The organism is Rhodococcus sp. W8901, assembly GCF_013348805.1.
Classification (GTDB): Bacteria; Actinomycetota; Actinomycetes; order Mycobacteriales; family Mycobacteriaceae; genus Prescottella.
In genome coordinates this window covers 5495699-5521324 of sequence record NZ_CP054690.1, presented here as the reverse complement: position 1 = coordinate 5521324, position 25626 = coordinate 5495699, and the positions used below count along the sequence as shown (strand labels likewise).

23 protein-coding genes are annotated in these 25626 nt (G+C 68.9%); 15 read left to right on the top strand and 8 right to left on the bottom strand.

The features are described 5' to 3' along the window. The first annotated feature begins 40 nt into the window (after positions 1–40). The 7 genes from HUN07_RS25715 (at position 41) to HUN07_RS25685 (ending at position 9062) form a co-directional block, all read left to right on the top strand. Complete coding sequence (locus HUN07_RS25715; protein WP_114724416.1) at positions 41–1234, top strand: thiolase family protein; 1194 nt, start codon at positions 41–43, stop codon at positions 1232–1234. 53 nt (positions 1235–1287) lie between these two features. Then, on the top strand, positions 1288–2229 hold the full coding sequence (locus tag HUN07_RS25710) for a winged helix-turn-helix transcriptional regulator (RefSeq protein WP_114724415.1): 942 nt from the start codon (positions 1288–1290) through the stop codon (positions 2227–2229). Between the two features lie 183 nt (positions 2230–2412). Beyond that, on the top strand, positions 2413–4074 hold the full coding sequence (locus HUN07_RS25705) for an aldehyde dehydrogenase family protein (RefSeq protein ID WP_174914048.1): 1662 nt from the start codon (positions 2413–2415) through the stop codon (positions 4072–4074). 2 nt (positions 4075–4076) lie between these two features. Next, positions 4077–5273, top strand: coding sequence for a thiolase family protein (locus HUN07_RS25700; RefSeq protein ID WP_174914046.1), 1197 nt, complete (start codon positions 4077–4079; stop codon positions 5271–5273). A gap of 35 nt (positions 5274–5308) precedes the next feature. After that, the gene (locus HUN07_RS25695; RefSeq protein WP_174914044.1) at positions 5309–7048 is read left to right on the top strand and encodes a class I adenylate-forming enzyme family protein; all 1740 of its coding nucleotides are present in this window, start codon (positions 5309–5311) and stop codon (positions 7046–7048) included. A 2-nt stretch (positions 7049–7050) separates the two neighbouring features. Next, positions 7051–7578, top strand: coding sequence for a PaaI family thioesterase (locus HUN07_RS25690; RefSeq protein ID WP_254622682.1), 528 nt, complete (start codon positions 7051–7053; stop codon positions 7576–7578). 2 nt (positions 7579–7580) lie between these two features. Then, positions 7581–9062, top strand: a complete 1482-nt coding sequence (locus HUN07_RS25685; protein WP_174914042.1) for a carotenoid oxygenase family protein — start codon at positions 7581–7583, stop codon at positions 9060–9062. Between the two features lie 139 nt (positions 9063–9201). On the opposite strand, the gene HUN07_RS25680 is transcribed toward HUN07_RS25685, so the two are convergent. Next, positions 9202–10440 (bottom strand): acetyl-CoA acetyltransferase, encoded by a 1239-nt coding sequence (locus HUN07_RS25680; protein WP_174914040.1) that lies wholly within the window; start codon positions 10438–10440, stop codon positions 9202–9204. 404 nt (positions 10441–10844) lie between these two features. On the opposite strand from HUN07_RS25680, the gene HUN07_RS25675 reads away from it, so the two are divergent. Beyond that, a complete protein-coding gene (locus HUN07_RS25675) occupies positions 10845–11792 on the top strand; it encodes a winged helix-turn-helix transcriptional regulator (RefSeq protein WP_174914038.1) in 948 nt (315 codons plus the stop codon). Positions 11793–11811: 19 nt separating this feature from the next. On the opposite strand, the gene HUN07_RS25670 is transcribed toward HUN07_RS25675, so the two are convergent. After that, positions 11812–13410: a Na+/H+ antiporter gene (locus tag HUN07_RS25670; RefSeq protein ID WP_174914037.1), complete on the bottom strand. Its 1599-nt coding sequence runs from the start codon at positions 13408–13410 to the stop codon at positions 11812–11814. A 59-nt stretch (positions 13411–13469) separates the two neighbouring features. On the opposite strand from HUN07_RS25670, the gene HUN07_RS25665 reads away from it, so the two are divergent. After that, entirely contained in the window at positions 13470–13799 is a 330-nt protein-coding gene (locus HUN07_RS25665; RefSeq protein WP_174914035.1) for a UBP-type zinc finger domain-containing protein, read from the top strand. A 41-nt stretch (positions 13800–13840) separates the two neighbouring features. Here HUN07_RS25665 and HUN07_RS25660 read toward each other — a convergent pair whose 3' ends face one another. Together HUN07_RS25660 and HUN07_RS25655 are read right to left on the bottom strand one after the other, a co-directional pair. Beyond that, positions 13841–15280, bottom strand: coding sequence for an ATP-binding protein (locus tag HUN07_RS25660; RefSeq protein ID WP_174914033.1), 1440 nt, complete (start codon positions 15278–15280; stop codon positions 13841–13843). After that, positions 15277–16935 carry an FAD-dependent oxidoreductase gene (locus HUN07_RS25655; RefSeq protein ID WP_174914031.1) on the bottom strand — a complete coding sequence of 553 codons (1659 nt, stop codon included), beginning with the start codon at positions 16933–16935 and terminating at the stop codon, positions 15277–15279. The genes HUN07_RS25660 and HUN07_RS25655 overlap by 4 nt, the downstream gene beginning before the upstream one ends. 222 nt (positions 16936–17157) lie before the next feature. On the opposite strand from HUN07_RS25655, the gene HUN07_RS25650 reads away from it, so the two are divergent. Next, a complete protein-coding gene (locus HUN07_RS25650) occupies positions 17158–17637 on the top strand; it encodes a hypothetical protein (protein ID WP_174914029.1) in 480 nt (159 codons plus the stop codon). 1 nt (position 17638) lies between these two features. On the opposite strand, the gene HUN07_RS25645 is transcribed toward HUN07_RS25650, so the two are convergent. Further along, positions 17639–18898, bottom strand: a complete 1260-nt coding sequence (locus HUN07_RS25645; protein ID WP_114724381.1) for an MFS transporter — start codon at positions 18896–18898, stop codon at positions 17639–17641. Positions 18899–19022: 124 nt separating this feature from the next. Here HUN07_RS25645 and HUN07_RS25640 point away from each other — a divergent pair, with 124 nt between their 5' ends. The 3 genes from HUN07_RS25640 to HUN07_RS25630 all read left to right on the top strand — a co-directional run bounded on the left by HUN07_RS25640 (position 19023) and on the right by HUN07_RS25630 (position 20719). Then, positions 19023–19964, top strand: a complete 942-nt coding sequence (locus HUN07_RS25640; RefSeq protein ID WP_174914028.1) for a LysR family transcriptional regulator — start codon at positions 19023–19025, stop codon at positions 19962–19964. A gap of 95 nt (positions 19965–20059) precedes the next feature. Beyond that, positions 20060–20299 (top strand): hypothetical protein, encoded by a 240-nt coding sequence (locus HUN07_RS25635; protein ID WP_174914026.1) that lies wholly within the window; start codon positions 20060–20062, stop codon positions 20297–20299. A 42-nt stretch (positions 20300–20341) separates the two neighbouring features. After that, positions 20342–20719 carry a hypothetical protein gene (locus HUN07_RS25630; protein ID WP_174914024.1) on the top strand — a complete coding sequence of 126 codons (378 nt, stop codon included), beginning with the start codon at positions 20342–20344 and terminating at the stop codon, positions 20717–20719. 209 nt (positions 20720–20928) lie between these two features. Here HUN07_RS25630 and HUN07_RS25625 read toward each other — a convergent pair whose 3' ends face one another. Together HUN07_RS25625 and HUN07_RS25620 are read right to left on the bottom strand one after the other, a co-directional pair. Next, positions 20929–22062 carry an IS701 family transposase gene (locus tag HUN07_RS25625; protein WP_174914022.1) on the bottom strand — a complete coding sequence of 378 codons (1134 nt, stop codon included), beginning with the start codon at positions 22060–22062 and terminating at the stop codon, positions 20929–20931. Positions 22063–22110: 48 nt separating this feature from the next. Then, a complete protein-coding gene (locus HUN07_RS25620) occupies positions 22111–22635 on the bottom strand; it encodes a cytochrome C5 (protein WP_174914020.1) in 525 nt (174 codons plus the stop codon). Between the two features lie 121 nt (positions 22636–22756). Between HUN07_RS25620 and HUN07_RS25615 the strand changes: the two genes are divergently transcribed. Further along, positions 22757–23461 (top strand): hypothetical protein, encoded by a 705-nt coding sequence (locus HUN07_RS25615; RefSeq protein ID WP_174914019.1) that lies wholly within the window; start codon positions 22757–22759, stop codon positions 23459–23461. Positions 23462–23541: 80 nt separating this feature from the next. Here HUN07_RS25615 and pdxR read toward each other — a convergent pair whose 3' ends face one another. Next, the gene (gene pdxR / locus HUN07_RS25610; RefSeq protein ID WP_174914017.1) at positions 23542–24960 is read right to left on the bottom strand and encodes a MocR-like pyridoxine biosynthesis transcription factor PdxR; all 1419 of its coding nucleotides are present in this window, start codon (positions 24958–24960) and stop codon (positions 23542–23544) included. Positions 24961–25006: 46 nt separating this feature from the next. Between pdxR and HUN07_RS25605 the strand changes: the two genes are divergently transcribed. Then, on the top strand, positions 25007–25471 hold the full coding sequence (locus HUN07_RS25605) for a carboxymuconolactone decarboxylase family protein (protein ID WP_174914015.1): 465 nt from the start codon (positions 25007–25009) through the stop codon (positions 25469–25471). The last annotated feature ends 155 nt before the right edge of the window (positions 25472–25626 follow it).

Genomic DNA, 25626 nt, shown 5'->3' with positions numbered 1-25626 from the left:
TTTCGCAAGGGCCGCCCAGCCCGCAGAGGAGGAGTCCCGCATGACCCGACGCCTGTCCCCATCCGACCGACGCGCACCGTGGGTGATCGATGCAGTCCGGACCCCGTTCGGCGCGGTCAGGGGGGCGCTCTCGCACGTCCGGGCCGACGACCTGGCCGCGCTTCCGATCGCGGACCTGGTCCGCAGGCACCCCACGCTCGATCCCGGCCGCATCGACGACGTCGTCTGGGGAAATGCCAACGGCGCGGGCGAGGACAATCGGAACGTGGCCCGGATGGCGTTGCTGCTCGCGGGGCTTCCCCACACGATTCCCGGGGTGTCGGTCAACCGACTGTGTGGTTCCGGCGCCGAGGCGGTGTTGTCCGCGGTCAGGCGTGTCGAAGTGGGCGACGCCGAGATCGCGATCGCCGGCGGCTCGGAGAGCATGAGCCGCGCTCCGTACGTGCTTCCGCCGGTGGACACCGCGTTTCCTCGGTCGATGGAGCTGATCCCCACCACCGTCGGGTGGCGCATGCCGAACCCCCGATTCCCCGCGGCCTGGGTCGAGACGCTCGGCAGATCGGCGGAGCTGGTGGCGCAGCAGGTGGGCGTCGGCCGGCTCGAGCAGGACGAATGGGCGCTGCGGTCCCATGAGCTGGCGGGCCGGGCGTGGGCGGACGGTGTGCACGACGGCTTCGTCGCGCCGCACCCGAACCTCGACCGCGACGAATCGATCCGCGAGACCGACCTCGCGACCCTGTCCGCGCTGCGGCCCGCCTTCTCCAGCGGCGGCAGCGTCACCGCCGGGAATTCGTCGCCGATCAGTGACGGAGCGGTCGCGGCCCTGGTGGGCACCGGAGCCGCTGCCGACGACCTCGGTGTCGAACCGCTCGGCCGGGTGCTGGCCTCGGCGGTCGTCGGCACCGAGCCCGACAAGTTCGCGCTGGCGCCCGTGGCCGCCATCGGGAAGGCCCTGGACCGTGCGGGTCTCGGGCTTGCCGACGTTCGAGTGCTCGAGCTCAACGAGGCGTTCGCCGCGATGGTCCTGTCCTGCCTTCGTGAACTGCCCGGCATCCCGGTAGATCGGGTCAACCCGTTCGGCGGCGCCATCGCTCTCGGTCATCCGCTCGGTGCATCGGCGGCCCGAATGGTGGTCGATTGCCTGCGTCATCTGCGCCGGCTCGGCGGGGGAATCGGGGTCGCGGCTGCGTGCATCGGAGTGGGCCAGGGCATCGCTATTGTGTTGGAGGCCTGACAGACGATCCGACAGGATGCGATCGTCGCGGGCAGTGCCTGGAGGTGGGTGACGTGGCCGAATCCGGGGCCGCCGCGCCTCAGAGCCCGGTTGCCCAGACGATCGACCTGCTCGGTGACCGGCTGACTCTCGCCATCCTGCGCGAGGCCTTCGTCGATCATGTGCGGCGCTTCAGCCAGTGGATCGACCGTACCGGCGCTCCACCGGCCATGCTGACGGCCCGACTGAACGCGCTGGTAGAGGCCGGGCTGATGGAGCGCCGGCCGCAACAGGACGGCGGCGACCGCCACGACTACCTCCTGACCGAACTCGGCATGGCGACGTGGGAGATCCTGGCCAGCGTCTGGGCCTGGCAGCGCGAGTGGTCCCCGGAGGGGCTGCTGCAACCCGAGTTGGTGCACATCGACTGCGGCCACCGGGGGCCACCGGCGTTGATGTGCCGGCACTGCGACGGCGCCGTGGGCACGCGGGACGCGCAACTCGAACTGGACCCCGAATCGCTGGTGCTCGTGGCCCGGAGCGGGCGCCGGCGATCGACCCGCAATGCCCCGTCGGTGAGCCGGGCCGACCTGCAGTTCACCGAGGTCATGGAGGCGATCGGTGACCGCTGGAGCGCCCTTGTCACGGGCTTGGCACTGTCGGGGGTTCGCCGATTCGGCGAGTTCCAGTCGATCCTGAAGATCTCGCCGACGACGCTCACCGAGCGACTGGTGCGGTTGTCCGAGGTGCAGATACTCACCCGGAGCGAACACGGCACCGGTCGCGACTACGTGTTGACCCCGCGCGGCCGAGGGCTGTTCCCGATCTTTGCGTTCCTGCTGTCGTGGACACAGGTCGCGCATCCCGACGAGCTCCCACTCGGCCCGAAGCTCCGCCACCGCGACTGTGGCTCCTGGCTGCTCCCGGCACTGCGCTGCCGCGGGTGCGAGGCCAGGCTGGAGCGCACGTCCGTGCGCTTCGAACCCTTTCCGTTCGGCACTCAGCTCCCGCGCTAGACGCAGCGCCCTCTCCATCGAGCGGTTCGACGTGGTCGACCGTTGACAACCCATGCTGTGTGCTGGTTCACTTCAATAACAGTAGTTACTTCGGTCAAGGTGGGGCGGCTGCCCTCGGCGGAGGGGCCCCACCCCGATGACTGACTGATCGCCACAACTCTGTTGACACAGGAACGAGCGCCCATGTTCTTCGAATCCCACCTCGAACTGCTGCAGGCCGCGGCGGAGGCCAACCGCACCCGCGCCGCGTGGACCGGATATGCGCCCATCGCCCCGCCCGACGCCGCGCAGTCCGACGTCCTCGTCGGCGCCTATGACGGTGCCACCCTGAAGCTTTCGTCTCCCACCGACTCGGTGATCACCGCCGACGAGGTATCGCCGTACACCGGGAAGGCGCTCAACGTCACCTACAGCGCGCCGTCCGTGGACGAAGCGCTCGAGGGCGCGGCCGCCACCGCCGCCGCCCTCCGCGACGCAGGTGTCGAGCTGCGGGTCGGCGTGTGCCTCGAGGCTCTGCACCGGATTCACCGCCGCGGCCAGGAGTTTGCGGCCGTCACCTCGCACACCACCGGACAGAGCCTCAACATGGCCTGCAGTGGTAGCGGAACCAACGCACTCGACCGTGGCCTGGAGGCAGTGGCGATGGCCTGGTCGGCCATGACCCGGGTCCCCGAACACGTGACGTGGCAGCAGAGATTCGGCAAGTCGGACGTGACCCTGCAGAAGCGATTCCGCGCCCGGCCGCTCGGCACCGCACTCGTCGTCGCCTGCGCCTCGTTCCCGGCCTGGAACGCCTACCCGGCCATCCTCGCCAACCTCGCGACGGGAAATCCGGTCCTCGTCAAACCGCACCCCCGCTCGGTGCTCGCGACCGCGCTCGCGGTGGGTGTGATGCGCGAGGTGCTGGCCGAGGCGCAGCTGCCGGCCGACGCCGTCCAGCTCGTCGTCGACACCGCGGACGCCCCCGTCGCGGTGAAGCTGGCGACCAGCCCCGAGGTGCGGATCGTCGACTTCACCGGCAGCCCCACGTTCGGGTCGTGGCTGGAACAGAACCTCCCGAACACCCTGGTGTTCACCGAGACCGCGGGCGTCAACACCGTTGTCCTCGATTCCGTTTCCGACCTGTCGGCGGCCATGCGCACGCTCGCCGGCGGTCTCTCGCTCTTCAGCGGCCAGATGTGCACCACACCCCAGAACATCTACATCCCCGACGCGGGGGTGCTCACCGACGACGGCGTGATCGCCCGAGACGACGTCGTCGAGGCCCTCCTGTCCGCGATCGACGACCTCGCCGGCGCGCCCCGCCGCGCCGGGGCGGTCTGCGGGGCGCTGCAGTCCGACGCGACGCTGCACTCGATCACCGCGCTCGCCGACGCGGCCGAGGCCAACGGGACTCTGCTCCGCAGGCCGGTGCCGTACGCCCATCCGGACTACCCCCAGGCCCGGGCGGTGACTCCGCTGGTCATCCGGGTCGACCCGCGCCGGGGCGCAACCCTCCCCGACGGTGAACAGTTCGGCCCGGTCGCATTCCTCGTCGATTGCGCCGACACCGCGTCCGCGGTGGAGCACGCGACCGCGAGCGTCCGCAGCCATGGCGCGATCAGCTCGTACCTCTACTGCACCGACGACGCCGTCGTCGACGAGGTGGCCGACGCGTACGCCGATGCCGGGGCCTCCCTGTCGGCGAATCTGGTGTCCTCGATGCCCATGCAGTTCGCGGCCGCCTACAGCGACTACCACGTCACCGGCCTCAACCCGGCGGGCAACGCGACCCTCACCGACGAGTCCTTCGTCGCCGGGCGATTCCGCATCGTCCAGGATCGCCGCCAGGTCGGGGGCGAGTGACCATGTCCCAGTTCTCATCCGGCGTCTACATCTACGACGCGGTCCGCACGCCGAAGGCTCGGGTCCGGCGTCAGGGCGGCACGTTCGCCGACGTACCCGCGCACGAACTTCTCGCCCAGTTGCTCACCGCCCTGCAGGAACGGGGGCTTCCCGCCGACACCGTCGACGACGTCATCGTCGGCACCAGTACGGCCGTCGGTGAACAGGGCGGCAACGTCGCCCGCACCGCCGTGCTCTGGGCGGGTTGGCCGGACCAGGTCGGCGCCGGGGTGGTCTCCCGGCTGTGCTGCTCGGGACTGGACGCGATCGAGTCCGCCTCGGCCAAGGTGGCGTCCGGCATCGCCGACATCGTCGTCGCCGGCGGCGTCGAGTCGATGTCGCGGGTACCGATGCTCTCGGACCGGCCGGCGTTCGTCTCCGACGAGGAGCTCGGCGACCGCACGGGCTACGTGACCATCGGGGTCTCCGCCGATCTCACGGCAGCCGAATATGGTTTGACCCGAACGGATCTCGACGCCTACGCGGTGACCTCGCACCAGCGTGCCGCCGCGGCCCCGCTGTCCCGGTCGGTGATTCCGGTCCGCTCGGGCGCCACGACGATCCTCGAGTCGGACGAGGGACCCCGACCCGACATCAGTCTCGAGTCCCTCGGCGAACTCGCCACCCTCTTCGGGGAGGATCCGTCGTGGAGCAGGGTGGCGCTGCGCCTGCCCGCCGTCCGGCGTCCCGATGGCGGACTGCACACCGCCGCCACCGCCCCGCAGATGGCGGACGGTGCGGCGATGGCGGTCTTCGGGTCATCAGCCGCGCGCGATCGGATCGGCCGCGAGCCGATCGCGGAGGTGGTGGGCGTCGCCCAGGCCGCCGTGCGCTCGCCGCTGCTGACAGCATCGGTCGCCGCCTCCAGGCGTGCCCTCGCGAACGCGGGCATCACCGCCGGACAGCTCGACGTGATCGAGGCGAACGAGTCCTTCGCCGCGTCCGCCCTGGTGATGACCCGGGAGCTGGGGCTCGATCCGAACAAGGTCAACCCGCTCGGTGGATCGCTCGCCACCGGCCATCCGCTGGGCGCCGGCGGTGGCGCCCTCCTCGTCAACGCCCTGGACCAGCTCTCCCGCGTCGATGGCGAGTACGCCCTGGTGACCATCCCGGCGGCGCTCGGGCTCGGTGCCGCCGTCGTCGTCCGCCGACTCCGCTGACCCTCTGCCCCCAGACCACTGCCCGAAAGGACGCCATGAACGTCATCTCGGAAGGCCACGCCGCCAACCGTTTACGCCCGTGCCATCCCGATAGCCGTGTCGACGACTACCTCGAACACGGCTGGTGGTCGCCGCTGACCGTGCTGGATCTCCTCGACAACCAGATCCGGAGTCGCGGCGACGCCCCGGCGGTGACCGATCCGACGAACCTGCCCGTGCTGTGCGGGATCGAGCCGGACGCACTCACCTGGCAGGAACTCGACGCCCGCGTCGACGACCTGGCTGCCAAGCTGCACGAGTCGGGAATCGGTCCCGGAGATGTCGTGGCGGTGTTGATGCCCAACTCCGTCGCCCTGACCGCGACCTACTTCGCGCTGTGGCGCCTCGGAGCGATCGCGGCCCCGATGCCTGCCTCGTACCGACGGTACGAATTGACCCGGATCGTCGAATCCGCCTCGGCGGTAGCGGTTGTCACCGTCAACAGCCTGGGCGACCGGACGCCGTCCGACGAGGCGCTCAGCCTGATCGGCGAGGTGCCCTCCCTGCACACCGTGTTCACCTTCGGCCCGCCGGCGTCGAATCGCGGGCGGCCGCTGGACGCTGCCCCCGCCACCGACGAATCGGTCGATGCCGTGCGGCGTGCCTACGCGGCCCTGCCCCGATCGGTGAACGACTGCATCACGATCTGCTGGACCAGCGGCACCGAGGCCGCGCCCAAGGGCGTACCCCGGTGTCACGGTGACTGGATCGCGGTCGGGCAGGCGGTTCAGGACGGTCTGGAGACGGACGAGGCGTCCGTCATGCTCAACCCGTTCCCGATGGTCAACATGGCCGGGTTCGCGACCTCGCTGCTGCCGTGGCTGCTCGGCGGCGGTCACGTGGTCCACCACCACCCGCTGGACCTCGCCGTCTACCTCGATCAGCTCCAGCGCTATCGCGTCACCCACACCAGCATGCCGCCGGCGATTCTCACCATGCTGTTGCAGCGAGAGGACCTTCGGACCGCATACGACCTGTCCGCGCTCCGGCGGGTGGGGTCGGGCGGCGCCCCGCTTCCCCCCGGCGTGGTGCGCGACTGGCAGTACTCGCTCGGTGTCGAGGTGCTCAACTTCTTCGGCTCGAACGAGGGCGTGTGCATGCTCGGGGCCCCGTCGGACACGCCGGACCCGCTGATCCGTGCCGAGTACCTGCCGAACTACGGCTCATCGGAGAGGTCCTGGGCCACCGGCGTGGCCGAGCGCACCTCGGTGCGCCTGGTGGATCTGGCGACGGGCGAACAGGTCACGGCGGTCGGTGGGCGCGGCGAGCTCCGGCTGAAGGGACCCACGATCTTCGCCGGCTATCTCGAGGGAACCGCGGCGTCGAGCCCGTTCGACGAGGACGGATACCTCTGCAGCGGGGACATATTCGAGCTGTGCGGTGACAACGGCGAGTACCTCAAGTTCGTCGACCGGAGCAAGGAGATCATCATCCGCGGCGGGATGAACATCGCTCCGGCCGAGATCGAGGGGATTCTCATCGACCACCCCGCCGTCGCTGACGTGGCGATCGTCGGATACCACGATGACGTCCTCGGTGAGAAGTGCTGCGCGGTGGTCGTTCCCAAGGACGGGGACGATGTCGTGCTCGAGGATCTGGTCGAATTCCTGCGGGCCAAGGACGTCGCGTCGTTCAAGCTGCCGGAGCGGCTCGTCACGGTCGAGCAGCTCCCCCGGAACCCGGTCGGAAAGCTGCAGCGCCGCGACATTCGCGGCGAGGTCGCGAAGGTCGGCTGACCATGGGATCACCAGATGGCGACGGCGCGCCGGTCGGGCGGCCGCGCGAGACGCCGACCGGGTCCGGCGGCCACATCGCCGACGAGATGACCGCGATGCTCGAGGGGCGATTCCCCGGCCTGGTCGGAATGCGCATCCTCGCGGCGTCGGCCGCTGCGGTCACCGGCGAACTGTCGGTTCGCGAGGAGTTGCTGGCGCCGAACGGATACCTGCACGCGGCCACCGTCGTGGCCTTGGCCGACACGGTGTGCGGTGTCGGCGCACGGCTGGCGTTACCCGCCGAGGCGTCCGGATTCACCACACTCGAACTCAAGACCAACTATCTCGGCACCGCGCGGTCCGGGACGGTCACCGTGACGGCGTCGCTCGTACACGGCGGACGGCGCACCCAGGTATGGGACGCCACCGTCCGCGACGGCGCCGGGAATCCGATCGCGCTCTTCCGCTGCACTCAGCTGGTGATCTACCCCTCGGCGCCGCAACAGCATTCATCCACTCGATCAATCCTCGACACCACCGAAGCGGAGTAGGCATGACTTCCACCCAGCCCCGCGCGAACGGCGACCCCATTGCCGTCGCTCGCCCGGTCGACGCCACCGACGACAATCCGTACACCCTCGGAGTGTTCGCGCCCGTCGACGACGAACTCACCCTGGACGATCTCACCGTCATCGGTGAGATCCCCAAGGACCTCAACGGTGTGTACCTCCGCAACGGCCCGAACCGGCAGTTCGCGGCGCCGGGCCGCTATCACATGTTCGACGGCGACGGCATGATTCACGCCGCGCACTTCGAGAACGGGAAGGTGCGGTACCGCAACCGGTACGTTCGGACCAAGGCGTTCCACGAGGAGTCCGATGCGGGCCGCGCCCTGTGGACCGGACTCATGGAGAACCCGAAGGACAATCCGTGGGGCAACGGACACGGCCTCGGGATCAAGGATTCCGCCAACACCGACGTCATCTACCACCGCGGTCAGGTCCTGGCGACGTGGTACCTCTGTGGAACGCCCTACAGCGTGGACCCGCTGTCCCTGGAAACACTCGGTGCGCAGGACTTCCTGGGTACCTTCGCGGGCGACATGATGGCGCACCCCAAGGTCGACGAGGCCACCGGCGAGCTGATCTGGTTCGACTACGGGCCCGACCAGGACTTCCTGCGCTACGGCATCATCGGCGCCGATGGTCGTCAGACGCACCTCACGCAGATCGATCTGCCGGGTCCGCGACTTCCGCACGACATCGGGATCACCGCCAACTACTCGATCCTCATGGACCTGCCGCTGGTGCAGGACCACGATGCGCGCCGGGCCGGCAAGTACCGGATCTTCTACGATCAGGAGCTGCCCGCTCGATTCGCGGTCATTCCTCGTCACGGAAACGGCAGCGACGTGCGCTGGTTCGAGGTGAAGCCCTGCTACATCTACCACGTCGTCAATTCGTGGGAAGAGGGCGACGAGATCATCATGGACGTGTGCCGGGTGAAGAACCCTCAGCACCAGACGACCTTCGCCTCGCCGCTGTCGAACATGCTCGCGTACATGCGGCTCGATGCACAGCTCTACCGGTACCGCTTCAACCTGCGCACCGGCGCCACCATCGAGACCGAACTCGACAACGCCAACATCGAGTTCCCCAGCGTGGATTCGCGGGTCATGGGCCGCTCGCACCGGTACTCGTACAACATGAGTCTCGGGAACGAACCGACCCTGCTCTTCGACGGGCTCGTGCGCTTCGACTCGCAGACGGGCACCAAGGAAGAGCACAAGTTCGGTTCCGGGCGTTGGGGTTCGGAGGCCCCCTTCGCGCCGCGTGACGGATCGACGGGAGAGACCGACGGCTACCTGGTCTGCTTCGTCAACGACGAGGCCGAGGACCGAGGCGAGATCAACATCTTCGACGCCGAGGATGTCGCGGCGGGACCGATCGCTCGGGTGCTGTTGCCGCGCCGGGTGCCGTCCGGCTTCCATGCCACCTGGGTGCGCGCCGATCAGCTGGCCGAGGCCCGTACGTAGAGAAACCGTCCCTCGGTCCGCGGTGCGGGCCGAGGGACGGTTCGAAGGTCTCCTGGGCGAGGCGGTCCGAAAGCCGCTTCGCCCAGGAGGCTTTCGTCGTCTGTGGGCTACACGGGCACCCGGGTGGCGCGGATGACGGTCACCGGGTGCCTCGGATGACGACCGTGGACACCGCCGTCGTGAACGATCCACCGATGTTGACGGTGAGGGCGCGTCGGGCGTCGTCTACCTGGTGGTTTCCGGCCCGACCGGTGACCTGCCGCGCCGAGTCGAGCACCATCCGGACGCCGGTGGCACCGACCGGGTGCCCGTGCGACATCAGTCCGCCGCTGGGGTTCACCGGTAGCCGTCCGCCGCGTTCGATCGAGCCGTCCATCACCACCTCGCCGCCCTTGCCCGGGTCCGCCAGGCCGATGTGCTCGAGTGTGACCAGCCCGTTGATGGTGAAGCAGTCGTGGATCTCGGCGACGTCCAGGTCGCCTACCCCCGCGATCCCCGCGCGCCGGTAGGCGTCCTCGACGGCTCCGCGCAGGTGCGGGAAGAGGTAATCCTGGTCGGCGCTCTGGGCGAGCTTGTCCGCGAGCAGCAGGGTCGCGGTGCGGTGACCGAATCCGGCGATCGTGGCCTCTTGGTCCAGGTCGGCTCCGGTCCGCTGCGCCCACGCCTGCGCAAACCTCGGCCCGGCCAGCACCACGGCGGCACCGCCGTCGGTGATGCGCCCGCAGTCGGTCTTGCGGAGCATCCCCTCCACGATGGGGTTCACCTCCTCGTTCTCGTCGAAGGATCCCGCCGGGAAGTCCCAATCCCGGGTCTGCGCAAGACCATTGCGGGATCCGTTGTCGAACGCGATCTCGGCGAACCGTCCGAGATGCGCATGATCGAGGCCGTAGCGCCGTTCGTACTCCTGCGCGATGTCGGCGAAGAGCGCGGGCCACGGATACTTCACACCCAGAGCCTCCCGCCCCGCCCACGCCGCGGTACCCAGATATTCGGCGGCCGTCTGTGCGGGCACATTGCGCATCAGCTCGACCCCGACCACCAGCGCCACGTCGTATCGGCCGGACTCGATGTCCGCACACGCGGCGAGTACCGCCGTGCTGCCGGAGGCACACGCTGCCTCGTGCCGTGTACTCGGTAGGCCGTCGAGTCCCGGCACGGCCGCAACCACCATGCCGCCGAGCTGGGCCTGGCCTGCGAAGAGTTCTCCGGCGAGGTTGCTCACGTGCACGACACCGACCTCGTGGTCGTCGACCCGTGCGTCCGCCAGGGCGGCGGGCACGGTCTCGGCAAACATGTCGACCAGGCCGAGCCCTTCTTTCGACCAGTTCCTGGCGAAGTCGGTCTGGGCTCCTCCGAGCACGTACACGGGGTTCGTCATCTGTTCGTCCTTGTTGTCGTCGGGTTCGGGGAAGGCGGCGGGTGATGCCGCACGACGCGTGGATGGGATGGGCGCCCGGCCAGGTCCACGGCGAGGCCGGTGGATATCGCCGCCGGTGGACCGGTAGCCGATCTCGGCACGCTCGGGTGTCGACGCGCGCCGGCGTCGCATCTCAGGCTAGCCTCGCGCCGCCATCACTACAAGATGCAGAGTTACTGGAACCGGCAGTGGCTCTGGTGAATCATGCAGCAGTGCAATGCAGGTAACGACCAATGGCAATGAGATCCCCATCGGGGGGTGTCTCCTGTCGAACGAATCACTTCTCGATGAGAAGTTGAATGTGTGGAGAGGTGGGGTGCAACGCCACTGCGCCCGGACCGACGCTGTTTGCGATGATGGACGGCATGTCCACCGTCCCGCCGCGCCCCGCGGAGCCACCGGCCGACCCGGCGTCGTCCGCGCTGGGGCGCGCTCTGCTCATCGTGGGTGACAGATGGAATCTGCAGATCATGCGGGCCGTCTTCGCCGGTGTCGAGCGCTTTGCGCAACTGCGTGACCAGCTCGGGATCTCGGACGCAGTCCTCTCGCATCGCCTGGGTCGGCTGATCGACGACGGGATCCTCGACGCGCATCCGTACTCGACCGCGCCGCCGCGTAACGAATACCGTCTCACCGATCTCGGCGGCGACCTGTGGCAAGTCTTCGTCGCGTTGTGGAGCTGGGACCGCCACTGGGCGCCGTGGGCACCCGCCCAACCGACCACACAACTTCGCCACCTGACGTGCGGGCACGTCATCACCCCGGTGTTCGGGTGCGGCGGGTGCCAGGCGATCGGGGTGACGGCCCGCGACGTGCGGACCGAGGTCGATGCGCCGCTCCTCGTCGACGTCGCCGACCGCCGGTCCCGGCGCACGGCGAAGGGTGACGCGTCGGGGATGGACTCCACCAGTGTGCTCGCCGATCGCTGGTCGACCTTCCTGCTCGCCGCCCTACTCGAGGGCAACCGCCGATTCGGCGACTTGCAGGACCGGCTCGGATCGATCTCGCCGGTCACCCTGACCGACCGCCTCGCGTATTTCATCGACAACGGGATGCTGGTCCGCGCGCCGATCGTGGACGGCGCGCGACGGCAGGAGTACCGCACCACGCCCAAGAGCCTCGACTTCTTTCCCGTGTTCGCCGCACTCAACGCGTGGGCGGCGCGGCATCTGTCCGAGAATGGACGGTCCGGCCTGACCATCGTGCACAGCGCGGGCGAGCACCTGCTCGAACCCCAGTACACCTGCAACGCATGCAATGCCGTGTTGCGCCGTGCGGACACCGATTTCGTGACGTCCACCGCAGGGCGCTGACGAGTCGCCCCACAACGGCTCACTCCCGGTTGAGGGTTGCCTCCTCGAGGTCGAGTTCGCGCAGCACCTGTCGCAGTACCTCGTCGTCTATTCGTCCGCTGTCGCGCTCTGCGAGGAAGACGTTCCGCTCGGTCTCGAGCATCTGCAGGCGCAGCGCGCGGAACGCGGCGGACGGGCTCTCCCCCAACTCGGCCTCGCTGCGCCCGAGCCGTTCCCACGCGGCGTGGGCGCGGTGCTCGCTCCAGGTGCGCAGGATCTCCGCGGCCCGCTCGCGGACGGCGGCGGGGTCCCCGTCGGCGTTCGCGACCAGGCTGTCGAGAACCTCCGTTGCGGCGCGTGCTGCCTTGTCCTGCGCGGCGGCCAGTGCCAGCGCGTCCTTGCGGCGTTCTTCTTCGTTGTCGACTCCCCACCGGGTGATCAGCCACGGCAGGGTCAAGCCGTGCAGGAGCAGGGTGCCGACCACGACAGCGAAGGTGATGAACAGGATCATGTCGCGTCCAGGGAAGGGGCCTCCCGAATTGACGGTCAGCGGGATCGCGAACGCCGCGGCCAGCGAGACCACACCGCGCATGCCGGACCATGCGACCACGAACACCCCTCGGGGAGGCGGCGCCGGCTCCCGCTCGCGGATCCGCGCGGACAGCAGCCGGGGGAGGTAGGTCGCGGGGTAGACCCACAGCAACCGGACGGCGATCACCGCGACGAGCACGGCAAGGGAGGCGCCGACGACTTCGGCCACACTGCGGCCGTGGAGTCCCTGCACCACGCTCGGCAACTGCAGCCCGATCAGTAGGAAGACGAACGATTCGAGGACGACGTCGACGGCCTTCCACACCGCGGTGTCCTGCAAGCGGGTCGCGTAGCCGGCGCGGGTCGACCGCTGGCCCAGATACAGGCCGGCGACTACGACCGCGATCACCCCGGAGCTGTGCACCTGCTCGGCCGCCAGGTATGCGACGAAGGGGACGAGTAGCCCGATCGCGCTCTCCATCACCGGATCCGCGAGCCGGGACCGGATCGCGGCGACGACGATCCCTACCCCGAGGCCGATCAGCGTGCCGCCGATCGCGGCACCGAGGAAGGTGCGCGCCCCCTCCAGCAGGGTCACGCCGGTGCCGACCGCTGCGGCGAGCGCGACACGGTAGGCGGTGAGCGCGGTCGCGTCGTTGAGCAGGCTCTCGCCGCCGAGCAGGGTCATGATCCGGCGGGGTAGGCCGAGGCGTCGTCCGATCGCGCTGGCGGACACCGCATCCGGCGGCGCGACGACCGCCCCGAGCACCAGCGCGGCGGCGAGGGGAAACTGGGGAATGGTGAGGTACGCGACCACCCCGACAACGGCGGTGGTGGCGAGCGGCAGCCCGATTGCGAGCAGCCCGATCGCGCGCGCATTGCGGCGCAGCGCAAGCGAGGAACTGTCGAGTGCGGCCGAGTAGAGCAGCGGCGGCAGTACCGCGAACAACACGAGATCGGGGTCGAACGCAGTGTCGGGGAGTCCGGGGATCTGCGACCCGGCCAGTCCGACCGGGACCAGCAACAGCGGCGCCGACCAGTTCAGGCGTCGTGCGACGGCGGCGGTGAGCAGCGCCGCCACCGCGACGGCGAGCAGGGCCACGTTCACGGCGTCCTCCTGCGGTCGGGTGTAGATATCCCACCCTGCAGCATGCAGGATGGGAGGTGATGAAGAGAGTTCTCCGACGCGCGGCTGACCACATTGGTGTCGGATCCCCGGGTCCGGCTGCGGCCGGACCCTGCGACGAACTCGCGGCGGCCACCGGACCGGACCCGGAGCCGCGCACGCCCGGCCTCTGTGAGGAATGCGAGGCGCTCGGCGAACAGAACTGGGCGCACCTGCGGCTCTGCCTCACCTGCGGGCACGTCGGATGCTGCGACTCGAGCCCCCACCGGCACGCGACTGCGCATTTCGAGCAGACGGGACACCCCGTCATGCGATCGCACGAGCCGGGCGAGGCGTGGCGTTGGTGCTACCGGCACGCCGAGATGGGTTGACGCCGGACGCCTACCGCGGCGGAGCCTCGAGTCCGACGAGATCATCCATCGTGATCTCCCTCCGGACCGGCCAGCGGAAGGCGGACCACGAATTCGGTATGCCCCGGCTGTGATTCCACGCGGATGTCGCCCCGATGTTTGTCGACGATCCGCCACGAGATGTCGAGTCCGAGCCCGGTGCCCTCACCGACCGGTTTCGTCGTGAAGAACGGCTCGAAGATGCGGCCGCGGATATCCTCGGGGATGCCCGGGCCGGTGTCTCCGATTGCCACGGCCAGGCAGTCGCCGTCCCGGTAGGTGCGGATGGTGAGGGTGCCGCGGCCGTCCATGGCACTGACGGCGTTGTCGATGAGATTGGTCCAGACCTGGTTGAGTTCGGCAGCGTACGCAGGAACGGGCGGCAGGGCGCGGTCGTAGCTCTTGACCACTTCGATGCCGCTGCCGCCGCCGATCTTCCGGCTGAGCATGACCAGTGTGCTGTCGAGCAATTCGTGTACATCCGAGACTTGAAACGGGGCTCGGTCCATCTGTGAGTACTGCTTCGCTGCGCCGACGAGGGCGGTGATCCGGGCGGTGGAGTCCGCGATCTCGTCCATCAGCAACTCGGACTCGATGGTGTAGTTCAGCCAGTTGACTGCGCCGCCGAGGATCGACGGCTCGACCTCCGCGGCGACCCGCTCGAGCCAGGCGACGTCGAGCCCGGCCTGCACGAAGCTCGGCGCGAGATTCCAGCCGCCGGCGATGCCGTGATCCTCCAGCCACCCGCCGAGCGCGTCCTCGCGGTCCGATTCCTCGAGTGGGCTCAGCACCGGAGCCTTGGCGACCAGGTCCACCGCCTCTTCCTGAATTCTGATGAGCGCGTTGAGGGTTGCCGGCTCGTAGGCCCCGGAGGCGATGATTCCCAGCTTGTGTCGCATGCCGGCGACCCGGTCTCGGAGCGACGCCGTCGCCCGGACCGCGGCCGCTGCCGGGTTGTTCAGCTCGTGCGTCAGCCCGGCGGACAGGGAGCCCAGGGCGAGCAGTCGCTCACGCTGGGCGATGATCTCGCGGGAGCTCTGGTTGCCGAAGAACAGCCCCTCGAGCAGATGAAGCGCCATCGGGAACCATTCCGCCATGAAACGGGCGAAATCGTCGGCGTCCAGGACGAAGAAGGTGGAGCGCTCGGGCACGGTCATCGACGTGCCGTAGACCTGCGGCACCCGGTCGCCCATGTAGGCGGTCCACGCGCCCGAATACGCGCCGCGGTGCGAGGTTCGCACCATCTCCACGTCCTGGCCGCCGGACAGTTTCGTGAGCACCACCTCCCCCTCGATGAGCACATAGAAGCAGGTCGCCGGGGCGCCCTCGCGGTACACCGGGCCCGGCTCGATCACCTCGATGCGCCCGGCGCGGCACAGCTGCTCGAGTTGATCGTCGTCGAGCTTCTCGAAGAGGAAGAGCGTCCGCAGTTCCTCCGGCGTGCACGCCGGCCCGGCGTTCACGGCTTGGCCAGGTATCGATGGACGAGCATCACTGCCATAGCTCCCTCTCCCACTGCCGACGCCACCCGTTTCGCGGAGTCGGAGCGCACGTCCCCCGCCGCGAAGACCCCGGGCACGTTGGTCTCCAACTGGTGCGGCAGGCGCTCGAGTTCCCAGCCGCGCGGCCGTTTGCCGTCGACCACCAGGTCCGGTCCGGAGACGACGTATCCGTCCGCGTCGCGCACCACGACGCCGTCGAGCCAGTCCGTGCGCGGCGCGGCCCCGATGAACAGGAAGAGCCACTGCGCGTCGACAGATTCGGTGCGGCCAGTGGTGTTGTCGCGCAGAGTGATCCGCTCCAGGTGGTCGTCGCCTTCTGCGCCGACCACTTCCGAGCACGTCCGGACCGTGATCCTCGGATGCTGTCGGATCTGCTGGATCAGGTAGTGCGACATGGAGTCGTCCAGCGAGCCCGAACGCACCAGGATGGTCACCGACCGGGCGCCCCGGGCGAGGTAGACCGCCGCCTGCCCCGCGGAGTTCGCTCCGCCGACCACGTACACGTCCTGGTCGCTGCAGCGCGCGGCCTCCGTCACCGCCGAGCCGTAGTACACACCGCGGCCGGTGAACTCGTTCAGCCCGGGTGCCGACAGCTGCCGATACGACACCCCCGTCGCGAGGATGACGGTGTGTGCGTCCAGCGTGGCCCCGTCGGCGAACCGGACGGTGCGCGCAGACCCGTTCACCTCCAGCGCGACGACGTCACGGGTGGTGATCACCTCGGCGCCGAACTTGGCGGCCTGCCTGCGCGCCCGGTCGGCCAGCTGGGCGCCGGACAGTCCGTCCGGGAAGCCGAGATAGTTCTCGATCCGCGAACTCTGCCCGGCCTGCCCGCCGGTGGCGGTGCGCTCGATCAACACGGTGCGCAGGCCCTCCGACGCCCCGTACACCGCCGCACCGAGCCCGGCCGGCCCACCGCCGATGACGACGAGGTCGTAGAAGTCCGACGCGGGGACGGTGGCGAGTCCGACGTGGTGCGCCAGCTCCGAATCGGTCGGCTCCACCAGCGCCTGACCGTCGGAGGTGATCACCACCGGCAGCCGCATACCGTCGGCGCCCGCGGCCTCGAGCAGGCGCTCACCCTCCGGTTCATCGGACATGTACCACCGGTACGGGAGCTGGTTACGGGCCAGGAACTCGCGCACCTCCGAGGACCGCGCCGACCACCGGTACCCGACCACCTTGGTCTCGGTCACCGGCTTGCGGTCGGACGTCACCCAGGCGTCGAGCAGGGCGTCGAGTACCGGGTACAGCTTTTCCTCGGGCGGATCCCACGGCTTGAGCAGGTAATGGTCGAGATCGACGACGTTGATCGCGTCGATCGCCGCATCGGTGTCGGCATAGGCGGTGAGCAGCACCCGCCTCGCCGCCGGGTACAGGTCCATGCCCTGTTCGAGGAACTCGATACCGCTCATACCCGGCATCCGGTAGTCGGCCAGCAGGACCGCGACCGGGTCGCCGCGCAGCTTGATCTCCTTGAGCGCGGCCAGGGCCTCGGCGCCGGACTCTGCCCGGATGATCCGATACTTCTCGCCGTAGCGGCGGCGCAGATCCCGGACAATGGCGCGGGAGACGCTCGGATCGTCGTCGACGCTGAGAATTGCCGGCTGTGCCATCGTTCTCCCATTTGCGGCCGCCGTTCAGCCGCCAGTTCCGAGTATGCCGCAGTTGTGGGAACGGTGTCGGCCCGTGTGCTCGGGAGCGTCGCTCGGAGCCCGGCCCGTCCCGGGGTTCCGACCAGTCCTCTTCCGTGACGTCCGCGCGAGTGGTGTGCTGGATAGATCACCGCCCCGGTCTCCGGGACCGGAGCGGATCACCCGAGTGTCGAGGGATGCGCCATGACAACGATCCATCTCCACGAGAAGACCGCCGCGACGCCGGAGGAGTTCCTTGCCGGTCTCACCGATTTCGGGCCGGGCCGCGGTGAACTGTTCGGAAACAGCGCCGACAACTACCTCGAGGTGCACAGCGAAGGCCCGCACGATGCCGACGTCACCGAGGGTTCGAGCGGCATCTGGGAACGCCTGCACTACGACTGGACCGATCCCCATCGTGTCGTGATGACGACGACGGACTCCAACCTGTGGGGTGGGGCCTCGGGCCACGTGTACACCCTCACTCAGGAGCCCACCGGTGAGACCGACGTGGACGTGGTCGTGGTCCGCGACGGCAAGAATCTGCGAGGGCGGCTTCTCGCGGTCGTGCTCGGCGCCTTCGGTTCCCGCGTCCTGGGGAAGCAGTTGAAGAAGTCCGTCGAGGCCATCGAAGCGCGCAACCACGGCACGAGTGGGACGGACACACCGACGTCGGAAGGGTGAGTCATGCGGCCCGGACGTCTTCGGCCGGCGCGGCGGCCTCGGGTTCGGGTTCGGGTTCGGTCATGTGTGCCCTTGTGGGCAGCAGGAGCGGGGTCGCGAGCAGGAGAACGCCGGACATGGTGATCGCCGCGAGCGGGTTGGTGAGTGTCGCGAGGACGCCCCAGATCGCCATCAGGGAGGCCTGGAGGAGTTTGCTGCTGACACTCCAGGCGGTGAGGACCCGAGCGGCGTGACCGGCGGGGGTGCGCTGCAGGCGTTCTGTCGCGCTGACGGGGTTGAAGATGCCCATGCAGGTGATCAGCAGGCCCTCGACGACGATCACCGTGAGGAGTCCGGCGATGCCGGGTTGGACGGCGGCGAGGCCGAGCGGGAAGATCGAGCGCAACCAGCCGGAGACGATCATGACCCGGTGCCGGCCGTAGCGGGCGACGAGGCGCGCGGAAAGGCGGGCACCCACGAACCCGCCGAGTGCCGGGACGCCGAAGGCGAGACCGTATTGCCAGGCCGGGAAGTGGTATTCGCCCAGCAGGAGGACGGCCAGGAGTGGGACGGTGGCCATGATCAGGCCGCTGACCAGGATCGAGTTGAGGAACAGGCGCCGCAGCGCGCGGTCGTGGAGGATGAACCGCCAGCCGTCCAGGAGGTCGGTGGCGCGCAATCCGGTGGCCGCGGTGCGGGGGGCCGCGACGTCGTCGCCGCGGATACGGAGGATCCCGAGGGCCGACAGCAGAAAGCTGAGGGCGTCGGCGGCGACGGTGACGACCGGGCCGAGAAGCCCGACGAGCGCTCCGCCGAGGGGTGGCCCTGCCGCGGTCGCTACCCAGCTCGTGCCTTCGAATCTTCCGTTCGCCACAAGAAGTTGATCTCTGTGGACGAGGTGTTTGAGGTACGCGCCGGAGGCGGCGGTGAAGACGATGCTCGAGGTGCCGGAGACGACCGAGACGACCAGCAGTTGGCCGTAGGTCAGTAGGCCGAGGAAGTACGCGACCGGAACGCTCGCCATCGCGAGGAACCGGGCCAGGTCCGTCGCGATCATCACCGGCCGTTTGGCCCGGTGTTCGACCCACGGCCCGAGCGGGACGGCCACGATCGCCGCGACGGTGAGCCCGGCCGCCTCGAGGAGCGAGACGGCGAATGCCGGCGAGTGCAGCACTTGCACCGCGATGAGCGGGAACGCTCCGAACGCGATCCACGTGCCGTATGTGCTGACGGCGTAGGACGCCCACAGCCAGCCGAAGCTGCGCCCCGATTGCACGCGCATGCGACTCCTTCGCAACAACTGATGCTTTGGTCTGCCGGATCACATCAGCCCTGTCGGTGCTGGATCAAACAACTGGTTCTCCGGCGCGCCACAACCATCGGTTGGACATGCTTACGCTGGGCCGATGGATACCGAGGCAGTGCGATCGTTCGTCCGGGCGGCCGAGCTCGGACAGCTGCAACACGCGGCCAACGAGCTGGGCGTGACGCAACAGGCCGTCTCGAAACGGATTGCGGCCCTGGAGCGGGAGCTGGAGGTCCGGCTGTTCACGCGTACCGCCCGCGGGGTCGAGCTGACACTCGACGGACAGGCGTTCCTCCCGCATGCACGAAGCATCGTCACGGGGGTCGAGCGCGCCGTCGCCGCGGTCAGGCCGGGCTCGCGGGCCCTTCGGATCGACGTCCTCGGCCTGCGATCCGCGCAGGCAGTCATCCTGCACGACTATTGGCGGTCGCATCCTGACGTCGATCTCGACGTGGTGACCCTCAAGGTCAACGACCCCCGCGTGGCGGTGGCCGCCGTCGAAGCCGGCGAGATCGACGCCTCGTTCCGCTCGGTCACCGATCCCGCAACGTTGCCGCGCGATGTGCAGATGATCCACGCGTTCGACTCCCCGCTGGAACTCCTCGTCGGCCCGAGGCATCCTCTCGCTGCCGCACGAAGACTGACGCCACCGCAGCTGCACCGGCATCGGATCTGGGTACCGGGTATCGCGCCGCGCACCGAATGGGCGGTGTTCTACGACCAGCTCGTCACCGAATTCGACCTCAGCATCGACGCCGCCGGCCCGCACTTCGGCGACGAGGTACTCTTGGACACCCTCGCGGACTCCGCCGACGTGGCCACTCTTGTCGGGTCACGCGACCGGTACATCTGGCCGACGAACCACGACCTACGCCGCATACCGATCGTGAATCCGACACTCGCGTACCCACTCTCGCTCATCCTCCCGAGGTCGAATCCGCATCCCGGGCTGCGGAAGATCATCGACCACTTCGGAAGCCTGGCGCCGCTTCCGGAGGCGACCTGGCGCCCGTCCTGGGCGACGACGCCGGACGGGTCGTAGCCGGCGACCGTGTGCGGAGCCGGCTAGGGCGCGTCTCCTGTATGTGTGAGTGATCTCGCGGCAGAGCGGCGCTGAACCCCGACGCGAGCGCGGCGGTGCTCGAGCGCTTCGCCGCCGACCGGTTCTGGAGCGTGCGGATCGCGGTTGCCGAGCATCCGAACGCCACGCGGAGCACAGTGGTCGGGCTGCTCGAGCCCGATCCGCGCCGCCGCGGGGTGGTGCACCAGGCAGCTCGGAAGCGGCTCGAGCGCGAGGGCGTGGAGTTCGGCGACGGCGGGATGCCAACCGATTACGCGGCCAGACTGGGCCCGTGCACAAGAAACAATAGGATGTGACACGCGGGCCGGATCCGCCGGGCGAGACGAAGGGCGAAACGCGTGGGAGCATGGGGAAGCGCGCCGTGGCACAACGATGCGGCGGCCGACTGGTTCGGAGACGTCTTCGTTGGCATCGACATCGATGCACGCATCGGCGATGCCCTCGAACACGACGACGATTACGATCGGGTGCGCGCCGCGTGCTACCTGCTCGCTGTGCTCGGGCACAGCATGGTGTGGCCCGGCGATCTCGAGCGCCTCGACGGTCACCTCGAACGGGGGGTCGAGCTGCTCACCGAGATGATCGAGCCGGAGTCGGAGTTCCGTGAGCTCTGGGAAGACGACCCCGAGGTCATCGAGGCCGTTCGCGCGGAGATCGCGGAACTCGAGGCCCGCCTCGACGGCGAGGGCGACGAGGGCGTGTCTCCTATTTCGTGAGGGATCTCAGCCAGATACAGACCGCTGAGAGGACTAGTACTGCAACGGCACTTATAGCGGGTGTCCGCGGGTTCGGTAGTGGCAGGTGCGGGCCTGGTGTTGTCGGCGTCGTCGCCAGCGTGACCAGGACCAGACGTGGCCATCGGGGTGGGCGTGTCGGAGGATTAGATGCACGAGCAGGCGGCGGATCTCGGGTACCGTATACGCGATCATGCCCTGATCGTGTGTTCCGGTTCCCCTTTTGCTGCTTCGGTTTTCGTGCCGGCAAGCCAAGCGAGGGCGAGCATCGACAGGGTGGTGTGGGCGTACCAGGCGCGGTAGGTGCGAACCTGGTACTGGTCGAGGCCGGCCTCGTTTTTGGCTTGTTGGAAGCATTCCTCGACCCGCCACCGGGACCCGGCGACGGCGGCGAGTTCAGTGAGCGTGGTGCGGCGCGGCCCGGCACAGATGTAGTACGCGATCTGGGTCGGATCGGAGAGGGACCGGCGTGCGAGGAGCCAGTGCCCACGCCCGGGCGCCCGGGTGATCCGGATCGGGACCCGCGCCCAGGAATACTCGCGCGGCCCGTGGGCGCCGTTGCCGGCGGAGATACGGCGCCATTGCTTCGCGGGGACCTCCTCGATCAGGTGATCGGCGCGGCCGGTGCGGCCGTCGGTGGTGAACACGTCGTCGTTGCGCCGGGTGGCCAGCACATACGACACGTCCCGTTCCTCGAGCCAGGCCCGCAGGTACTTCACCTGACCGTACGCCTCGTCGGCGGTGACCCAGGAGAACGGAACCTGCGCGTGAAGTGCTCGTTCGATCATGTGCTGCGCCAGTGTGGGTTTGGTCGCGAACTCCACCTCGTCGTCGATTCCCGCGGCGCGGCACCGGGCCCGATCGCAAGTCCAGGATTCGGGTAGGTAGAGCTCCCGGTCGATCAACGAGTGGCCGGCACTCGAGGCGTAGGCGAGGAACACCCCGATCTGGCAGTTCTCCACCCGGCCCGCGGTGCCCGAGTACTGGCGCTGCACCCCGGCCGAGCGGGTGCCCTTCTTCAGGAAACCGGTGTCGTCGACGATCAACACCCCCGAGCGGTCGCCGAGGCGCTCGACCGCGTAATCACGGACATCATCACGGACCCCGTCGACGTCCCAGTCCGCCCGCCGCAACAGCCGCTGCATCCCGTCCGGGCTCACCTCACCGGCGCGCTCGGCCAGCGTCCACCCGTTCTTCCGTTCCAGACCCGCAACCAAACCCGAGACATACTCACGCACCCGGCTGCGTGGCTCCGCCCGCGCAAACCGGCCAGACACCCGCTCATGCAACGTATCCAGCTCCGCAGCAACCATATCGACAACCACTCAACAAGTATCGACCACCTGTCAAGCAAGTGCCGTTGCAGTACTAGTCTAGCGGTCTTCGGCCGAACTCAGGTGGTCCATGAGGTCGTCGAGCGACTCGAACTCGACGACCTCGTAGTTCTCGTCCATCTCCTCGACGACAACGTCGTCGACGTCGAGATCCTCGTCGAGCTGGGTCCGGATCCAGCTGTCGGGGAACTGCTTCGGCGCGATGAAGGAGAGCAGGACCGCGTCGTGGAGCACCGCGACGGATCTGAGGGTCAGGTCGTCGCGCAAGTCGGTTGCTTCGATCACGCTCTGATCGCCGACCGCGTCCTCGATCTCGTTGGCGACGGAGTCGACGACCTGATCCCATCGCGCGGGCGCGATCGTCAGCACTCGTTCGACGGCAGCAAGGAGCACGCCGGTGTCCAGGCCCGACCTGTCCTCGAGTTCGGGATCGACGTTCACAGTGACGTCCGTTCCGGCGGCAGGCACTCTCGCAGCGCCGATGACGATTCCGTCGTCGGCGAATGGTGCTGTCAACAGACCGCTCTCGGCGATCTCGTCCCTGAGCAGCTCAATCGGATCCATCAGGTCCATGCCTCTCCGTGTGCGTTCCTCGAGCGATCGCTGTTCCACCATGGTTCAAGACTCCCTCGGCCGCAACGAGCACGGTCAGGGGCTCCAGAAATCGGACACCTACGATGGGCGCATGGCGCGGACACCGGACATCACGTCCCCACACGTGGTGACCTACGACGGACTGCCCGCGGCGGCGGGCGGTGCGCACTCGCTTCGCGCCAAGCGCCCCGACGAGGCATTCCAGCGCCTCCAGAGCTTCGTCGGCGCCTGCACCGAACCGGTGTCGCCGGCAGCGTGGGCGTTCGAGATCTCTGCGGGCGGACCGCCCGCGCCGACCGCGCGGGCGGTAGCGCTCGCCACCGAGTGCTTCGGCGGTCCCCGCTACCGCGCGCAAACCCACACGGAATGGAACGTCCCACCCGAATTCGTCAGCCACGCGCTCGAGGCGCTCATCGACGTCGGTCCCGAGGTCACGACCCACGGACGGTCCCTGGCCGCGCTGACCTGCAGCACGCCCGTGCGCCTCGTCGACCCGGACACCGGCGCCCCCTACTCCGACATCACGCCCGACGCCTTCGGCCACTTCGCCGTGGACGGGTACGGCCGGCGTCTGGGCGCCTCCGGCCTACGCGCCACCCTCGGTACCGCAGCATCCTCGCTCTCCGTGTGGCTCAACCTGCCCGCCGACGAACGGCTGTCCCCCGGCGCTCGTCATCTGCAAGGCCATCTCCCGTTCCGGCTGTCCGCGAAACACTGGCGCCTCTGGCGACCCACCCGGAGCGGAGACGCATACCGCGCCACCAAGACTCCATCGCCCCTACACGACCGGGTCTGAACCACAACGGAACACGCAGCGGCACTGTGTGTCTCGGCGGTATCCGAAGGCGCCTGACGTCGCACGATCCGGCCGGGGATTCACGGTGCCGGCGGCAGGATCTGGCACAGTGCGGCCAGTGCGGCGGCGAAGGCGTGGTCCGACGGCGCCGCGTAGCCGACGACGAGGCCGTCGAAAACGGGCGCGGCGTCGGGATGGCGGTAGTCCGCGAGACCGTCGAGTGCGATGCCCTGCCACGCGGCGGCCTTCACCGCCGAGGCTTCGGTGCCGGGCGGAAGTCGCAGCACCGCATGCAGTCCCGCGGCGATGCCGGCGGGTTCGATGTGCGGTGCGTGCTCGGCAAGTGCGGCGGCCAGGCGGTTGCGGCGGTCGCGGTAGCGCTGACGCATCTGCCTGACGTGCCGGTCGTATGCCCCGGAGCTGATCAGGTCGGCGAACGTGAGTTGGTCGACCACGCCGGTCCAGCGTTCCCGCCGGCCCTTCACCGCCAGGACGGGGTCGATCAGCCGTTCCGGCAGCACCATCCAGCCCAGTCGCACCGCGGTCGAGAGGCTTTTACTGGCCGACCCGACGTAGAGGACGTGGTCCGGCTCGAGGGCCTGGACCGCACCGATCGGTTCGCGGTCGTACCGGAACTCGCCGTCGTAGTCGTCCTCGATCACCACCCCACCCCGCCCCCGCGCCCATTCGACCGCCGCGTGGCGCCGCGCCGGATCGAGGGGACCACCGAGCGGGAACTGGTGAGCCGGGGTGAGCAGCACCGAGCGAACGGCGCGATGATCCGCCAGTTCCGTTGTTCTGGAGCCATGTTCGTCGAGCCCGAGTGGTACGGTCCGGACACCGTCGGCCGCCAGCAGTGCGCGGTGGAAGGCCAGGCCGTACGCCTCGACCGCGAGGGGGCCCCGCAGCACACCACCACCGAACAGCAGGCGCAATGCGTCGGAGAAGCCCGCGCAGATCACGATGCACTCCGGGCCGGTGCGCACTCCCCTGACGCGGGCGAGATAGTCGGCGAGCGCGGTTCGCAACTCGATCCGACCCTGGGGGTCGCCCGGGCCGAAGGCGCTGTTGGGTGCGGCGGTGAGCGCCCGGCGGGTCGACCCCATCCACGCCCTCCTCGGGAACGACGAGGTGTCCGGCTGCCCCTGCAGGAGGTTGTGCACCGGCGTGGCGGGGCCGGGGGACGGCTTCGTCGGTACACGCGGTCGTGCAACGGGTGCGGTGCGCTCGGCGACCCGGGTGCCCGAACCCTGCCGGGCGGTCAGCCAACCCTCGGCGACCAGTTCGGAGTAGGTGGCGGCGACCGTGTTCCGTGCGATGCCGAGGTCGGCCGCGAGCGACCGATAGGGAGGCAGTCGGGTTCCCGGGGCCAGCCGCCCGTCCTGGATCGCCCCGCGCAGTGCCCGGCCGAGAGCGGCTCGGCGCGAACCGGTTCCGCACAGTTCCAGATGCAGATCGGAACCTAGACGTTCGGCAACATTGACCCATGATTTCGACATCGAAATGCACCTCTCGGGTGGTCTATTGATCCCTAGATTAGTGATCATGACCAACACCACCGCACCCCGAGTCACCTTCGCCGCCGCCGCCCCGAAGGCGTTCAAGGCGCTGATCGGCTTCGATGCCGCTGCCCGCGAGGGCCTCGACCCCACGCTGGTCGAGCTGATCCAGATCCGTTCGTCACAGCTCAACGGCTGCGCCTACTGCCTCTACATGCATGTGAGCGACGCGCGTAAGGCTGGCGAAGACGAGATGCGCCTGCACATGATTGCGGTCTGGCGTGAGGCGAGGCACTACTTCTCCGCACGGGAACAGGCCGCGCTCGCGCTGACCGAGGCCGTCACCCGAATCGCCGGCGGCGTGCCGGACGAGGTGTACGCGCAGGCCGCGGCGCAGTTCGACGACGCGGAGCTCGCCCACGTCCTCGCCCTGATCTTGACGATCAACACCTGGAACCGTCTCGCGATCAGCACCGGCAAGGTCGCCGGCACCGACGAGCGTCGCCGGTAGTTCCGTCCGGATGCCGATCCGGTCAGCGGCCCGAGCTGCCCCGCGGATTGGAGCCGTGAACGGTCAGCGGACATCCGATGGCGGCTTGCGCCAGGAAACGGTTCAGCGCGGTGCCGTCCCGTCTGTCGGCAGAACCGGCGGGGAATCCGGTCGCC

What these genes read in the sequence shown, in the direction of transcription:
- HUN07_RS25615 (WP_174914019.1), top strand. Translation starts at nt 22,757, where the DNA reads ATGGCGCGGACACCGGACATCACGTCCCCACACGTGGTGACCTACGAC.
- HUN07_RS25690 (WP_254622682.1), top strand. Translation starts at nt 7,051, where the DNA reads ATGGGATCACCAGATGGCGACGGCGCGCCGGTCGGGCGGCCGCGCGAG.
- HUN07_RS25700 (WP_174914046.1), top strand. Translation starts at nt 4,077, where the DNA reads ATGTCCCAGTTCTCATCCGGCGTCTACATCTACGACGCGGTCCGCACG.
- HUN07_RS25650 (WP_174914029.1), top strand. Translation starts at nt 17,158, where the DNA reads ATGACAACGATCCATCTCCACGAGAAGACCGCCGCGACGCCGGAGGAG.
- HUN07_RS25620 (WP_174914020.1), bottom strand. Translation starts at nt 22,635, where the DNA reads ATGGATCCGATTGAGCTGCTCAGGGACGAGATCGCCGAGAGCGGTCTG.
- HUN07_RS25695 (WP_174914044.1), top strand. Translation starts at nt 5,309, where the DNA reads ATGAACGTCATCTCGGAAGGCCACGCCGCCAACCGTTTACGCCCGTGC.
- HUN07_RS25680 (WP_174914040.1), bottom strand. Translation starts at nt 10,440, where the DNA reads ATGACGAACCCCGTGTACGTGCTCGGAGGAGCCCAGACCGACTTCGCC.
- HUN07_RS25645 (WP_114724381.1), bottom strand. Translation starts at nt 18,898, where the DNA reads ATGCGCGTGCAATCGGGGCGCAGCTTCGGCTGGCTGTGGGCGTCCTAC.
- HUN07_RS25715 (WP_114724416.1), top strand. Translation starts at nt 41, where the DNA reads ATGACCCGACGCCTGTCCCCATCCGACCGACGCGCACCGTGGGTGATC.
- HUN07_RS25665 (WP_174914035.1), top strand. Translation starts at nt 13,470, where the DNA reads ATGAAGAGAGTTCTCCGACGCGCGGCTGACCACATTGGTGTCGGATCC.
- HUN07_RS25705 (WP_174914048.1), top strand. Translation starts at nt 2,413, where the DNA reads ATGTTCTTCGAATCCCACCTCGAACTGCTGCAGGCCGCGGCGGAGGCC.
- HUN07_RS25655 (WP_174914031.1), bottom strand. Translation starts at nt 16,935, where the DNA reads ATGGCACAGCCGGCAATTCTCAGCGTCGACGACGATCCGAGCGTCTCC.
- pdxR (WP_174914017.1), bottom strand. Translation starts at nt 24,960, where the DNA reads ATGTCGAAATCATGGGTCAATGTTGCCGAACGTCTAGGTTCCGATCTG.
- HUN07_RS25640 (WP_174914028.1), top strand. Translation starts at nt 19,023, where the DNA reads ATGGATACCGAGGCAGTGCGATCGTTCGTCCGGGCGGCCGAGCTCGGA.
- HUN07_RS25605 (WP_174914015.1), top strand. Translation starts at nt 25,007, where the DNA reads ATGACCAACACCACCGCACCCCGAGTCACCTTCGCCGCCGCCGCCCCG.
- HUN07_RS25685 (WP_174914042.1), top strand. Translation starts at nt 7,581, where the DNA reads ATGACTTCCACCCAGCCCCGCGCGAACGGCGACCCCATTGCCGTCGCT.
- HUN07_RS25675 (WP_174914038.1), top strand. Translation starts at nt 10,845, where the DNA reads ATGTCCACCGTCCCGCCGCGCCCCGCGGAGCCACCGGCCGACCCGGCG.